11 protein-coding genes, 1 other RNA gene and 1 pseudogene are annotated in these 14190 nt (G+C 47.3%); 4 read left to right on the forward strand and 9 right to left on the reverse strand.

Translation table 11 applies throughout. The features are described from left to right. Window positions 1-80: 80 nt before the first annotated feature. The 6 genes from PP175_RS20020 to PP175_RS20045 form a co-directional block, all read right to left on the reverse strand. Complete coding sequence (locus tag PP175_RS20020; protein WP_272439995.1) at window positions 81-848, reverse strand: tRNA threonylcarbamoyladenosine dehydratase; 768 nt, start codon at window positions 846-848, stop codon at window positions 81-83. Between the two features lie 127 nt (window positions 849-975). Further along, window positions 976-1157: non-coding RNA, 6S RNA (gene ssrS, locus PP175_RS20025), on the reverse strand. 85 nt (window positions 1158-1242) lie between these two features. Further along, window positions 1243-3027 carry an aspartate--tRNA ligase gene (gene aspS, locus PP175_RS20030; protein WP_272439996.1) on the reverse strand — a complete coding sequence of 595 codons (1785 nt, stop codon included), beginning with the start codon at window positions 3025-3027 and terminating at the stop codon, window positions 1243-1245. A gap of 10 nt (window positions 3028-3037) precedes the next feature. Then, the gene (gene hisS, locus PP175_RS20035) at window positions 3038-4309 is read right to left on the reverse strand and encodes a histidine--tRNA ligase (protein WP_272439997.1); all 1272 of its coding nucleotides are present in this window, start codon (window positions 4307-4309) and stop codon (window positions 3038-3040) included. Window positions 4310-4831: 522 nt separating this feature from the next. Beyond that, complete coding sequence (locus PP175_RS20040) at window positions 4832-6376, reverse strand: coproporphyrinogen III oxidase (protein ID WP_272439999.1); 1545 nt, start codon at window positions 6374-6376, stop codon at window positions 4832-4834. A 103-nt stretch (window positions 6377-6479) separates the two neighbouring features. Continuing rightward, window positions 6480-6653, reverse strand: coding sequence for a hypothetical protein (locus PP175_RS20045; RefSeq protein ID WP_272440000.1), 174 nt, complete (start codon window positions 6651-6653; stop codon window positions 6480-6482). Between the two features lie 313 nt (window positions 6654-6966). Here PP175_RS20045 and PP175_RS20050 point away from each other — a divergent pair, with 313 nt between their 5' ends. Next, complete coding sequence (locus tag PP175_RS20050; protein ID WP_272443334.1) at window positions 6967-7662, forward strand: VIT1/CCC1 transporter family protein; 696 nt, start codon at window positions 6967-6969, stop codon at window positions 7660-7662. Between the two features lie 44 nt (window positions 7663-7706). Further along, entirely contained in the window at window positions 7707-8087 is a 381-nt protein-coding gene (locus PP175_RS30120) for a DUF1540 domain-containing protein (protein ID WP_442870393.1), read from the forward strand. A gap of 132 nt (window positions 8088-8219) precedes the next feature. Here PP175_RS30120 and ftsW read toward each other — a convergent pair whose 3' ends face one another. Further along, the gene (gene ftsW, locus PP175_RS20065) at window positions 8220-9413 is read right to left on the reverse strand and encodes a putative lipid II flippase FtsW (protein ID WP_272440001.1); all 1194 of its coding nucleotides are present in this window, start codon (window positions 9411-9413) and stop codon (window positions 8220-8222) included. A 467-nt stretch (window positions 9414-9880) separates the two neighbouring features. On the opposite strand from ftsW, the pseudogene PP175_RS20070 reads away from it, so the two are divergent. Both PP175_RS20070 and map read left to right on the forward strand, forming a co-directional pair. Next, window positions 9881-10345: pseudogene (locus PP175_RS20070) on the forward strand (IS1595 family transposase); the annotation flags it as partial. 73 nt (window positions 10346-10418) lie between these two features. Next, window positions 10419-11165: a type I methionyl aminopeptidase gene (gene map / locus PP175_RS20075; protein ID WP_272440002.1), complete on the forward strand. Its 747-nt coding sequence runs from the start codon at window positions 10419-10421 to the stop codon at window positions 11163-11165. A 219-nt stretch (window positions 11166-11384) separates the two neighbouring features. Here map and dtd read toward each other — a convergent pair whose 3' ends face one another. Together dtd and PP175_RS20085 are read right to left on the reverse strand one after the other, a co-directional pair. Then, on the reverse strand, window positions 11385-11837 hold the full coding sequence (dtd, locus tag PP175_RS20080; protein ID WP_272440003.1) for a D-aminoacyl-tRNA deacylase: 453 nt from the start codon (window positions 11835-11837) through the stop codon (window positions 11385-11387). Window positions 11838-11892: 55 nt separating this feature from the next. After that, the gene (locus PP175_RS20085) at window positions 11893-14082 is read right to left on the reverse strand and encodes a RelA/SpoT family protein (protein ID WP_272440004.1); all 2190 of its coding nucleotides are present in this window, start codon (window positions 14080-14082) and stop codon (window positions 11893-11895) included. Between the last annotated feature and the right edge of the window lie 108 nt (window positions 14083-14190).

Below are 14190 nucleotides of genomic sequence, written 5' to 3' on the forward strand. Positions count from 1 at the left end.
GTTGTTATTAAAAAAATTCGAATCGTAAATCCTACCCAAATTATAGGAAAAAGCCACAAGTAAGTAAAGAAAGACGGGGATTAATCCGCCCGCCTTACTTCAATTCCTGCTTTTTGTAATAAATCGTTCACCACGACACTGGCCATAATAAGCCCGCATACAGATGGAACAAATGCATTGCTTGCCGGTGGCTGCACAGCTTTTCGAATGGGGGAATTCGGATCCTGCACAATGTCCGTTCGCACTTCTTCGCGGGAAATAATCGGCGATTCTGTAGAATACACAACCTTTACGCCTTTTTTGATGCCTTTCTTCCGGAGTTCGCGGCGGAGTACTTTGGCGATTGGATCATACGAAGTCTTAAACAGATCGGCTACTTTAAATCGCGTCGGATCCATTTTATTAGCGGCGCCCATACTGGAGATCAGCGGAATATCGCGCTCCAGGCACTGGAGAATCAGGTGTAGCTTAGCTGATACCGTATCCATCGCATCTGCCACATAATCAGGGTTATGTGCAAACAGCTGGTCCGCTGTTTCTTCATTGTAGAAAATCTTTTTCGTAATAACCTCGCACTCCGGGTTAATGGTCTTAATCCGCTGCTTCATCAATTCTGCTTTAGGCTGACCGATCGTTTCAAGCGTAGCCGGGAGCTGCCGGTTCACATTTGTAATATCTACATTATCTTTATCGATAAGCACCAGTTTGCCGATTCCTGTGCGGGCCAGCGCTTCTACCGTAAACGATCCCACACCGCCGACACCGAGGATGGCCACTGTGCTATTTTTAAAAAGTTCAATTCCTTCAGGCCCTACAGCTAATTCTGTCCGGGAAAATTGATTAAGCATAAAGGTAAATCTCCTTTTTGGTTAGTGTTTCGAATGGGGAAATAACTTATGAAACATCTTTATACGTGCAAAAACCCGCCGGCCGTAGAGCCTGCGGGATACCGAGCGAATATGTAATGCAAAAGAGAAGAACCCCAGAATGCCGTGATGACCTGTGTTTTGAACCTGCTTGAGCAGGTGGGAGCTTCTACCCGTCGACTTCAGAGGTCCGCTCATGGCGGCTTCTCATTGGTCACGAGACTCCGATCTCCCTATGTTAAGATGTTGGCTCAAAACAATAGGGAAGCCTCACGTACATTGCAGGGTTCTTATTTCTTATCTTTATTTTACACGATACTGAAAGCGATTGCAACGGGCAAATATACCCGAATGAAAGGAGCAAGCAAGACAGGACTTATGACTTTACAGGCTTTGGCATGGAAACCCGGATAGACAACTCTTCAAGCTGCTTCGGGTCTACAACGTCCGGCGCATTCGTCATTAAATCTTTCGCACTGGCTGTTTTCGGGAAGGCGATCACTTCACGCAGGCTGGTGGATCCGGCCAGAATCATCACAATTCGGTCAAGGCCAAACGCGATGCCCCCATGAGGCGGCGTTCCGTACTCAAATGCATCTAAGAGGAAGCCGAATTTCTCGTAGGCTTCTTCCGGTGTAAAGCCAAGTGCCTTAAACATTTTCTCCTGTACATCACGCTTGTAAATCCGCATGCTGCCGCCGCCGATTTCAAATCCGTTCAGCACCATGTCATAGGCCTGGGCGCGTATTTTTCCTGGATCCGTATCAAACAGCTCCAGATCCTCGCTGCGCGGGCGGGTAAACGGATGGTGGAGGGCCACATAACGCTTCGCCTGTTCATCCCATTCTACCAGCGGGAAGTCGACGACCCATGCAAAGGCAAATTTGCTCTGGTCAATCAAGCCAAGTTCTTTACCGAATTTAAGACGCAGTGCGCCGAGCGAATCCGCAACAACTTTCGGGCTGTCTGCTACGAAAATCAGCAGATCATTGTTTGCCACCTGCAGGCGATCTTTGATCGTTGCCACTTCTTGCTCGTTAAAGAACTTCGCGATTGGGCCTTTTATGTCCTCGTCTTTGAATGCCATCCAGGCAAGCCCTTTGGCTCCGTATTTCCCGGCAAATTTCATCAGGTCGTCCACGTCTTTGCGGGAATAATGCGCACAGCCTTTCACGTTAATGCCTTTTACCTGTCCGCCCTTTTTAACTGTACCGCTGAACACCTGGAATCCGCAGTTCTCTGCGATGTCCGATATATCCACAAGCTCCATGCCAAAGCGCAGGTCAGGCTTATCAGAACCGAAACGGCCCATTGCTTCTGCATACGTTAGGCGCTGGAATGGGGTCTCAACTTGTACGCCCACCGTTTCCCTTACAATCTTTGCCATCAGCTCTTCCATCATGGTAAGCAGATCTTCCATGCCAAGGAAAGAGGTCTCAATATCTACCTGGGTAAATTCAGGCTGGCGGTCAGCTCGAAGGTCTTCGTCACGGAAGCAGCGTACAATCTGGAAGTACCGCTCATACCCGGCAACCATCAGAAGCTGTTTAAACAGCTGAGGAGACTGCGGCAGAGCGAAGAATTCACCCGGATGCACACGGCTTGGTACGAGGTAATCGCGCGCCCCTTCCGGCGTACTCTTCGTTAGCATTGGTGTTTCGATTTCCAGGAAGTCTTCCCCATCCAGGAAATCCCGGAACATTTTTGAAACCTTGTGGCGCAGTTGAATGTTCTTAAACATATTCGGACGGCGGAGATCCAGATAGCGGTATTTTAAGCGAACCTGCTCATCCACATCCGCGTCATCCTCGATTTGGAAAGGTGGTGTTTTGGATGCATTAATAATCTCAATTTCTTCTACTTGAATTTCGATTTCTCCGGTAAGCATGTTCGGGTTCACCGTCTCCGGGTCCCGCTCTACCACTTTACCTTTTACGCCGATAACGTATTCGCTGCGTACTTTATCGCCAATCGTATGCGCTGCTTCATTAATCTCTGGATTAAAGACCACCTGGACAATACCTGTCCGATCACGCAAATCTACGAATATAACACCGCCAAGGTCGCGGCGCTTTTGCACCCAGCCATTAAGCGTTACCGTGGTGCCTACATCAAATTTGCGGAGTGTTCCGCAAAAAACAGTTCGTTGCTGGAATTCCATTCTCTTTCTCCTACCTTCCAATCTGGGTTATATGTGTAAGGGTTTGAATCACATCATCAAATACAATCTCTTGCTGCTCGCCATTGGCCATGTTTTTCACCACGGCTACCCCGCGGGAAAGCTCGTCTTCTCCAATGATGACAACCGCTCTGGCCTGCAGGCGGTCAGCGGACTTTAACTGGGCTTTCATTTTTCGCCCCTGGTAGTCCTTATCTGCAGAAAGTCCGGCTGTGCGGATTTTATCAAGCAGTTCAAATGCTTTTTCATCCGCCTGCTCGCCTAGCCCGATTACATAGCAGTCGATCGACTGCTCAACTGGAAGCTCGATGCCCTGTGTCTTCAACGCAAGAAGGACACGCTCGATGCTCATGGCAAAGCCGATGCCTGGCATATCCTGCCCGCCGACTTCTTCCACCAGGCCATTGTAGCGCCCGCCGCCGCATATCGTACTCACTGCGCCGATGCCCTGCTCCATGATTTCAAAAGCGGTGTGTGTATAGTAATCTAACCCGCGCACCAGGTGAGCATTAACCTCATAGTGAATGCCCAGCAGATCCAGGCGTTTTTTCACCGCGTCAAAATAAGCGGCCGATTCCGCATTCAGATAATCCAAAATGACAGGAGCGGTCTTCATTTGCGGCTTGTCCGCATCCCTTTTGCAATCGAGGATGCGAAGCGGATTGCGGTGGAGTCGCGACTGACAGTCAGCGCAAAATCCCTCAATGTGCGGCGTAAAATGTTTGACAAGGGCTTCCCTATGGGCCGCACGGCTCTCGGCATCTCCTAGGCTATTGAGTTCCACATGCAGATTTTTCAAGCCAAGTTCACCGTAGAAACGCATGGCAAGCGCGATGGTTTCCGCGTCGATTGCCGGATCACTGCTGCCGATTGCCTCTATCCCAAACTGGGTAAACTGGCGCATCCGTCCTGCCTGCGGCCGCTCATAGCGGAACATGGGGCCTATGTAGTAAAGCTTGGTCGGCTGCTGCGGCGAACCGTACATTTTGTTCTCCACATAAGAACGCACGGTAGAAGCCGTACCTTCCGGCCGAAGTGTAAGGCTGCGCCCTCCCCTATCAGTAAAGGTATACGTCTCCTTCTCGACAATGTCCGTCGTTTCACCTACTCCGCGGTGAAAAAGTTCGGTATGTTCAAAAATGGGTGTTCTTATTTCCGCATAGTTATAGCGGCGGCAAATATCACGCGCCCTATCTTCAATATACTGCCATAATTCGATTTCGCCTGGCAGTACATCGGCGCAACCTCTTGGGACCTGCATCATGAAAAAATCCCTCTTCCTATAGTGAAATAAGAATAAACATCGCGGACATGCCGCTCTGTCCTTTCCCCACGCAGAAGTTTTTTCGGCCGCTTACTGTCACGACGGGCGGACCGGCAAAACATCTGGGTATTTCAATGATGGAGACATGTTGCCGGTCTTTATCGCCCTTTGTTCCAGACGCTCCTTAAGGGAAAAGAAAGGAGCCGGCATTGCCTCGCGATGTTTAAAGTAACATATATACTTTCTTTATTGATTAAAAAAATCCCCCGCCACTGACTGTATCGTCAGGGACGAGAGATTGTGAAAATTCCCGTGGTACCACCCTAATTGGATTATTAATCCCACTCTGCATCCCTTAACGCGGGATTAAACGCATGGTGTTTTCCACCCGTCTTCCAGGTTGTCTTTTCATCAAGTGTTGCAGGGAAGGCTTTCAGCCATGGCCTCTCCTCTCTGGGTGCTGCAGACAAGTCCTGATTACTTTTCCCTTCATCAGATCCGTATACATGTGTAACAATTGTTTTAAATATTACTTGGCTGGCCCGCTTTTGTCAAGCCGTACAATTGATTGAGGATATTGATTTTGTCTTCAACCAGTTTCCGGTAGGTTTCAATATAGCTGCGCGGTTCCTTAGGATTTGGAAAACGGGTAATTTTATCCGTTCCCGGCTCAATCAGTTTGCTAACCGCTCCGCACCCCAGCCCGATAATCGTCTGCTTTTCTTCCATGATAATGATATTGTACAGGCTTTCCTGCCCGGGCAGAGAATATCCGACATTTTCTAGATTACCCAGAATGTTTTTCTGCCGGTATAGATAGTAGGGGACATAGCCATGGCCCGCAGTCCAGCTGCGTGCGATATCCATCATGCGCCCAATTTCTTCCCGCCCAGCCACCTTATACTTGCCTTTGTTCTTAGTCATGGCAGAAGCCCTCTTAAAAGAAAGCGTATGAATGGTAAGAGAGGCTGGCATCAATTTCTCAATGTTTGCCAGCGAATCTTCAAGCTGCCCGCTTGCTTCACCCGGCAGCCCGATAATTAGATCCATGTTAATATTGGAAAGGCCAAGACGCCGTGCCATATGGTATTTCTCCACCGTTTCTTCTACGGTATGGTGGCGGCCTATAATATCCAGCGTTTCCTGGGTAAACGACTGCGGATTGATGCTAATTCTGTCTGTCTTCCACTTCTTCATAACCTCAATTTTATCCGGCGTTATCGTATCGGGGCGGCCTGCTTCCACTGTCAGCTCCCGCACGTTCTCCATACCGGGAAAGCTCGCATGCATCTGGTTAAAGACCGCATCCATCTGCTCGGCTGTGATGCTCGTCGGTGTTCCCCCGCCAAAATATACCGTTGTGACACCGAGCCCCGCCTGCTTAAGCCAGCGGCCTGTCTCCTGTATTTCGTAGTCTAGGCCTTTCAGGAACTCCGCGACGGAGCCCTGCTGCCCCTGGATTGAATAGGCAGGGAACGTACAGTACGCGCATTTGGTCGGACAGAAAGGGATACCGATATATAGACTTACCTCTTTCCGGTTTAATTCGTGGAGGTCCGGAATAACCTGCAGCTGGCGGTCAACGATGCTTTGAATGAGTTCAATTTTTTCTTCTGTTACGAGCCTTTCCTCGCGAAGAACCTGGTGGGATTCCTTCTGGCTTTTCCCCTGCACAAGCATCGTATGAAGAAGCTTAGTAGGACGGATGCCGGTAAGAATACCCCATGGCTGAACAATACCTGTCTGCTGCCCAAGCACATTAAGCAGCGCGTAATTCATCGCGCGCTTCGCCGTTTTCCGCCACTCTGTGCCATCGGCGGTATCCGCTTCGCTTTCTCGTGTATAGGTGTAGTTCCTTCCATCCGGCAGCCGGTACTCTGCGGCGGCTTGGATCGGGTTTTGCCCGCTAATTTCTATACGCAACAAAGGAACCTGCTGTGCTCGCTCTCCGTTTATTTCCGTTTCATTTATGTGAAAAACAGCTTCAACTTCTTCAAAAAAAAGATGAAGAATGTTTTCGATGTCTCTCGTATAGTCATGGCCGTAACAATAAAGGTCTATTATCATGCGGGCACTCCCTCCCTTTGCTTAAAGCATTATAGTACAGGGAATAAGGCTCTGTAAAGATAACGTGTTGCCCTGCCAGGAAGAAGACCGTGTATGTTGCAAATCATCTGCTAAGCTTTCCCTCTAATAACTGAATTTCATGTTGTGTCAGACCCATTTCCCGGGCAAGCTCGATATCCGATATTTCCATTTGTTTTTCGATAGAAGAGTGAAAATCAACTGCGAAAATTTTGTTGTTTATCTGGCAAACAGCTGCTGGTTTGGTGGCAAGCCGCATTTCTATTTCCTCCTCTTTTGTACTCTTGCATTATCTCTATAATCATTCCCTTTTTTATCTGCATTCACTCAGGTAAAATACCTACCAGGTCCTGGCCTGGGCCATTTTCTCCGCTCATTATTCCCGTATTCAATTGAGCCGATCAATTTCGGTAATTGAGATTGATTATCTTTATTTATCTCTCGTTTTCTTTAATTTTCTAGGTTTTCTTTCATAAATATGAGGTAATAAAAGAAGCATATAGCTGGACACGTTGGGTTGTTGGGAGGTACAATTCAGTCGTTTAATGGGAGGAGAGAAGAATGTGACGAGGATGCATAAGCACCACCATGTTGAAAGGCACTTCACCGCATCAGAATTAATACGTGACATCGTCATCGGGATGTCCGACGGCCTAACGGTTCCTTTTGCACTCGCGGCCGGCTTATCCGGTTCAGTAGATTCCACCACTCTAATTCTTGCAGCAGGCGGCGCTGAAATAGCTGCAGGCTCGATTGCAATGGGGCTGGGTGGCTATCTTGCGGCGCGCACGGATGCTGAACATTATGAAACGGAATTCCAACGTGAACAGCAGGAAGTGATAGAGGTTCCGGAGAGGGAGGAAGAGGAGGTCGCTCACATTTTTCGCCAGTACGGACTTGAAGAACCCGAGGTGCAGTCGATAGTGGCAACCATGCGCAATCACCCGGACAAGTGGGTCGATTTCATGATGCGCTTTGAGCTCGGACTGGAGGAGCCGGACCCAAGCCGCGCAAGAAACAGTGCCCTAACCATCGCGATTTCCTATATAGTCGGTGGGCTTATTCCACTGCTACCGTATTTGCTTATCTCCAGGCCAGCCTCCGCTTTAACGATTTCCGCAGTTATTACACTCATTGCTTTGATGATTTTTGGGTATGTAAAAGGAAGGTTCACTGGTACAGCTCCATGGAAGAATGCATTCCAGACAACCATCGTCGGTGGATTGGCTGCAGCCGCGGCCTTTGGGCTGGCGCGCTTAATCTCGTAGCCCACCGAAGTCCAACTTACAGACTATGAAGGAGAGGATCATCCATGACAAAAGTAAAATGTGTAGCTGAGAATTGCGTATTCTGGCTTCCGGGGAATTACTGTGACGCCGGCCATATTGATGTAACGAATAATCAGGAAGGCCGGGCCGCCTCTACAGTCGATGAAACGATATGCTTAACATTTGCGGCCCGCGAACCGGAAATCCAGATGAATCCGGATAAAAATAAACTGCTTGAAAATTTATTAACCGATGACGGCAAAACGGACGCAGGCATCCATCCGGAAGTACGCTGTATCGTGGATTCTTGTGAGTACTGGGGAAAAGGTGATAGTTGCCTGAAAGACCATATCGGGATTCTTTACAAAGAAAGTACCAAAGCGGTAGAAACAGCCTGCGAGGATTACGAGAAGAGAGAGCATTAGAAAACTTAGGGTAGCCAAGCCGCAGGCGAAGGCCGACAGCCTTAGTTGCCCTTATGTGGATAGGATACGCATATACTTTCCTTTCCACTAACAAGGAGTAGGGTTATCCCCTACTCCTTGTTTATTCACCGATTATTTCGCCGTGTTAAGGTTATGGCTTGGCTGTTTATTGCCGTCCCCTTCCTGCCGCTTCTGTTTAATCAGCATTTCGAGATTCCGCTTAGACAACTCTCTTGAAATGCTCAGTACGATGCCAACAGACGTCATGTACAGCAGAATAGAAGAGCCTCCATAACTGACAAATGGCAGGGGAACACCTGTTATTGGAACTATCCCCTCCGCTCCGCCTATGTTGATGAAGGCCTGAATAAACGTCATGGCCATAATCCCAACTCCCAGAAGTCTTGCAAATACATCCTCGGTGCGCAAGGAGATCAGTATAATTCTCCAGAGAAAGAGCAGATACACCAGCAGGAAGATGGCTGCCCCGATAAACCCAAGCTCCTCCCCTATAATCGCAAAAATAAAATCTGTCTGTGATTCAGGCAAGTACAGATATTTTTCGATGCTCTTTCCAAGGCCCGCACCCAGAACACCGCCATGTGCCAGCGCGAAATACGAATGCACAAGCTGATAGCCGTTGCCAAGGCCGTTCATCCCGTCATTCCAGGGATCCCGGAAATTAAGGATCCGCTGCAGCCTGTAAGGAGAAAATAGTGTATAGAGGGCACTGAAACCAAGCACAGGCAAGCCCATAAACGCGAGATGTTTCATGTTGGCGCCGCCACCCAAAATAACAGTAACAGCGGTAATCAGGAAAATGCCAGCCATTCCGAATGCCGGTTGAAGGGCAATAGCCAGGAAGAATACCACTACAACAATCATAGCTGGCAAGAGGCCCTTGCCAAAGTCACGAAACCTGTCTTGTTTTTTGGAGATGATGCCAGACAGATAAATGACAATCGCCAGCTTGGCGAATTCAGCAGGTTCAAGGGAAACCGGGCCAAAATCAATCCAGCTCCTTGCGCCTTTATGAACAGAGCCGATTCCGGGCACAAGCGTTGCTACGAGAACGATAAACACAGCCCCTACGATTTTTATATAATGTTTTTTAAAAAAGGCATACGGAATATTCATCGTAAAAAGCAAGCTGATGCCGCCGATCAGCACCCACAAGCATTGCTTTTTTACGTAGTAGGCGGCATCCCCTTTTTGAAAGGCATAAGCATAAATTGAACTCGAACTGTATACCATAACGATTCCAAATCCCACAAGCAGCAAGGTTAAGCAAAACAACAAATAGTCAGGTTTTCCTCTAGTTTTCATCTTTTCCTCTATACGATCTAACGTTTTTTATGTAAGTGTATACCACATGGATTAAGATTCCATTAGAAGAATAAACATCGCGGACATGCCTTTTCGGCCGCTTTCTGTCACGACGGGCGCACCGGCAAAACATCTGGGTATCTCAATGATGGAGACAGGTTGCCGGTGTTTGTCGCCCTCTGCTCCAGACGCTCCTAAAGGTGAAAGTAAGGAGCCGGCATTGTCTCGCGATGTTTTTCTTTAGCATTTTGGGGACCATACGGTCCCCATTTAAGAAAAAACAAATACTTTAATACTTTAAATTAACATATAATCTCTTTAACAATAGGCTATGTTAAACTTTGTTGTTGATATTTGATGATTGCGAACTAACGTTCTATAATAAGGGTAATATCATTGTTCGGAGATGATTTGCCTATGGATTTAAAGGAACTGAAAAAGCTTGCTGATACGTTGGACGATAATGCAAGCGGAATATTGTCGAACGTAAGCCACGTAAACGTGGCGGAAAAGCCAAGTATCGTGGCATTAGTAATGACCAAGTATGTGTACTCGTTGCCCGTGACCGTCAGAAAATGACTTATTCTGGCGTTCTCGGGCGTGGACGTATTCGGACTACAAAATTGGATGAAGCGATTGGTGGTCATATATCTGACTCAAACGTGCTATGCACTGATTCGTGGAGAGCATTCAGCGGCGTGTATCATATCCAAAACGTAAACAGCTACCACAGCCGCTTGAAGAAATGGATGGACCGCTTTAATGGTGTTGCTACCAAATATTTGCAACATTATTTAGCTTGGTTTTGTTATATAGACAGCAAGGAATATGAGAATACCTTATCGAATAAGAAAAATATGTTGGTCAAATCGTGCCTGTTTACAGTGACCGACACGAATACAAAACTTAGGCTTTCTGCTTATTCTTGTTAAGCTAACGGGCAGGATAATGGAATTTTCCTTTTATGTGGTAAAATAAAGTCATCTGGAAAATGGAGGGGATTTTATGACAATAGGATCTCAAAACGATATCGATGCTCTAAAGGAAATTGGCAAAATCGTTGCATTGACGATTAGTGAAATGAAACGACACGCACGTGTCGGAATTACGACAAGGGAACTGGATGATATTGGAGGAAGGTTTTTGAAAAGGCATGGGGCTGTACCGGCACCTAAAAAAACATACAATTTCCCGGGCAACACATGTATTAGCATTAACCATGAAGTTGCCCACGGAATACCGGGAAATCGAATCATTCAACCGGGTGATTTAATAAACATCGATGTTTCGGCAGAATTGGGAGACTATTATGCGGATGCGGGACATTCTTTTCCGATACCTCCATTCAACCCATCATTAATGCGTCTCTGTCGATACACACACAATACGACGATGAAAGTAATCTCTTCACTTAAGCATGGAGTAAAACTGAACGAAATTGGAAGGATTATTGAAATCGAGGCTAAAAAAGGCGGCTATAATGTTATTAGGAATCTGTGTAGTCACGGTATTGGGAAATCCCTGCACGAGACCCCCAAAGAGATTCTACCTGTTTATAACAAGCACGATAAACGTGTTTTGAACGAGGGTTTGGTCATTACAATCGAGCCCTTTTTATCTACAGGTGCAGGGTATGTCGTTGAGCAAACGGATGGGTGGACGTTATGTGTGCCTGACAATAGCTTTGTGGCACAACAGGAGCACACTATTATAATTACAAAGAATCAGCCGATCATAGTGACTGTAGCATAGACCATCAGCATAAACTACCAGTTTTTTGTTTCCAGGTTGTGCTAACAGAGAACGATAGCTCAATAAACCGCCATTTTACCAAGGCGGTTTTCTTATGGTCAAATATCAACATTAGAATTTAACATAGCCTAACAATAAAAAAACCAGGCTATGAATAGCCTGGGCCGGAGGGTGAGCCATGCTGCAGGATGGCGTCAACCAACTAGGGACGTGTCTGTCTTATTCGGTTGACGACCGGCTCTCAACAATGAGCGTCACAGGTCCGTCATTAACAAGCGAAACTTCCATCATAGCGCCAAAGACACCGGTTTCGACCCGGAGCCCGGCGCTTCTGAGCTTCTCATTAAATCGTTCATAAAGTGGTTTTGCGTATTCGGGACGGGCCGCCTCTATAAAGCTTGGCCGCCTGCCTTTTCTCGTATCTCCATACAGGGTAAACTGTGAAACCGATAAAATCTCTCCTCCCACATCAAGGACAGAACGATTCATTTTCCCCTGTTCGTCTTCAAAAATACGAAGATTGGCCACCTTCTCAACTCCATACGCAATATCTTCTTCCCTATCCGTGTGTGTGATGCCAACAAGGAGGACAAGGCCAGCTTCGATATGGCCTGTTACCTGTCCTTCAACTGTGACCTTTGCTTGCTTTGAGCGCTGAACGACAATACGCATAGATACCGTATACTCCTCTTCCCACCTGGATGTTTTTTCGCGTAATCGCCTACTATCACGTGTTCAGCACACGGCGAACGGAATAAACATCCCGGATTTTCTTGATGCGTTCCACCACTTTATGAAGGTGGTCAACGTTGTGGATAGATATGGCCATGTTGATTTTGGCTACCCGGTTCTTATCCGACTTGCCCGATACAGAAGAAATATTTGTTTTCATATCCGCTACGGCAGCTAGCACTTCGTTAAGCAGGCCGCTGCGATCATGGCCCATGATCTCAATCTCCACATTATATTCGTGGCTCAGATCGCCCTCCCATTCTACATGGATAAGCCGCTCTTTTTCTTCTTCAGATGAGTGCGTAACGTTTGGGCATGTGGCACGGTGGACAGAAACCCCGCGTCCCCGCGTGATAAAGCCCACGATGTCATCTCCGGGTACCGGATTGCAGCAGCGGGAGAAACGCAGTAATAGATTATCCACGCCTTTTACCACTACACCCTGATCAGGGCGCCGTCGGGTAATTTCATTCCTGATCTCCGTTACATTAGGGCGCTGTTCTTCCCGTTCTTTGCGCAGCTTTTCCGTTAACCGGGTTGCTATCTGTGCGCCGGTAATGCCGCCATAACCAACCGCTGCAAACATATCTTCATCATTTTGAAAATTAAACTTTCCCGCAACTTCAAGCAGGTTGTCAGCCGTCATCACTTCTTTAGGTTCAAAGTTGTTGCGGCGAATCTCGCTTTCAACCAACTCACGGCCTTTGGCGACATTCTCTTCGCGTTTTTCTTTCTTGAACCACTGCTTGATTTTATTGCGGGCATGGGATGACTTGGCGATTTTTAGCCAGTCGCGGCTCGGCCCAAAGCTGTGTTTCGAAGTAAGAATCTCAACAATGTCACCCGTATTGAGCTTATGATCGAGCGGAACAATCTTCCCGTTGACCTTGGCCCCGATGGTTCGATTGCCGATCTCTGAGTGGATTCGGTAGGCATAATCGAGCGGGACAGAACCCTTTGGCAGTTCGATAACATCACCCTTGGGCGTAAACACAAACACAAGGTCAGAGAACAAATCCATCTTAAGCGATTCCATAAATTCATGGGCGTCTTTCGTTTCCTGCTGCCATTCCAGAATTTCACGGAACCATGAAAGTTTCGTTTCGAAGCCGCTCTCGCTTGCAGCTGCTTTGCCTTCCTTATAAGCCCAATGGGCGGCGATACCAAATTCAGCGATCCGGTGCATCTCAGCTGTGCGGATTTGCACCTCTAAAGGTTCACCGTTTGGTCCAATAACGGTTGTATGCAGCGACTGGTACATATTTGCCTTAGGCATCGCAATATAGTCTTTAAAGCGGCCGGGCATCGGCTTCCACAGTGTGTGGACAATGCCAAGCACCGCATAGCAGTCGCGGATATTCTCCACAATGATCCGCACCGCAAGCAAATCATAAATTTCGTTAAATTCCTTATTTTGCTTAACCATTTTACGATAAATGCTGTAGATGTGTTTAGGACGCCCGGAAATATCACCGTCGATTTTTATTTCATGGATTCTGTCTAAGAGCGTCTGTATAACCAGCTCAATATATTTCTCCCGCTCCGCACGTTTTTTCTTCATTAGATTAACGATGCGGTAATACTGCTGGGGATTTATATAGCGGAGCGCGGTGTCTTCCATCTCCCATTTAATCGAAGCTATCCCGAGCCGGTGTGCCAGCGGTGCAAATATTTCCAGTGTTTCGTCCGATATTTGTCGCTGCTTCTCCTCAGACAGATGTTTAAGCGTACGCATATTATGAAGGCGGTCAGCCAGCTTAATCATCATAACCCGCAGATCCTTAGCCATGGCAAGGAACATTTTACGGTGATTTTCCGCCTGCTGCTGCTCTTTTGATTTAAATTTAATACGGCCGAGTTTGGTTACACCGTCTACAAGCTGTGCAACCTCCTGGCCGAAGTTTTCCTGAATTTGTTGTTCAGTAACTTCTGTGTCTTCTACAACATCATGTAGAAAGGCGGCAGCTACTGTTACCGCATCCATCTGCAGGTCAATTAAAATGCCCGCAACCGCGATCGGATGGATAATGTAAGGCTCCCCGGATTTGCGGGCCTGGCCATCATGAGCCTTTCTGGCAAATTCATACGCACGAATAAGAAACTCGGTATCTTCGACAGGTAAATACTTCTTCGCATTATCTATGACATGATCGATAGCGGTTTCTATCGCCGTCTCGGTACTCATTAGAATTATCTCCTTTGCCACTCCGTAAACTATTACCCTTTATTATCTTTCAAATGTAAGGGAAAGTAAAGGGGATGCACAGAGGAATAACGGGGTTTGTGTCGAAAA

The organism is Aneurinibacillus sp. Ricciae_BoGa-3, from assembly GCF_028421645.1.
Lineage (GTDB): Bacteria > Bacillota > Bacilli > Aneurinibacillales > Aneurinibacillaceae > Aneurinibacillus_B.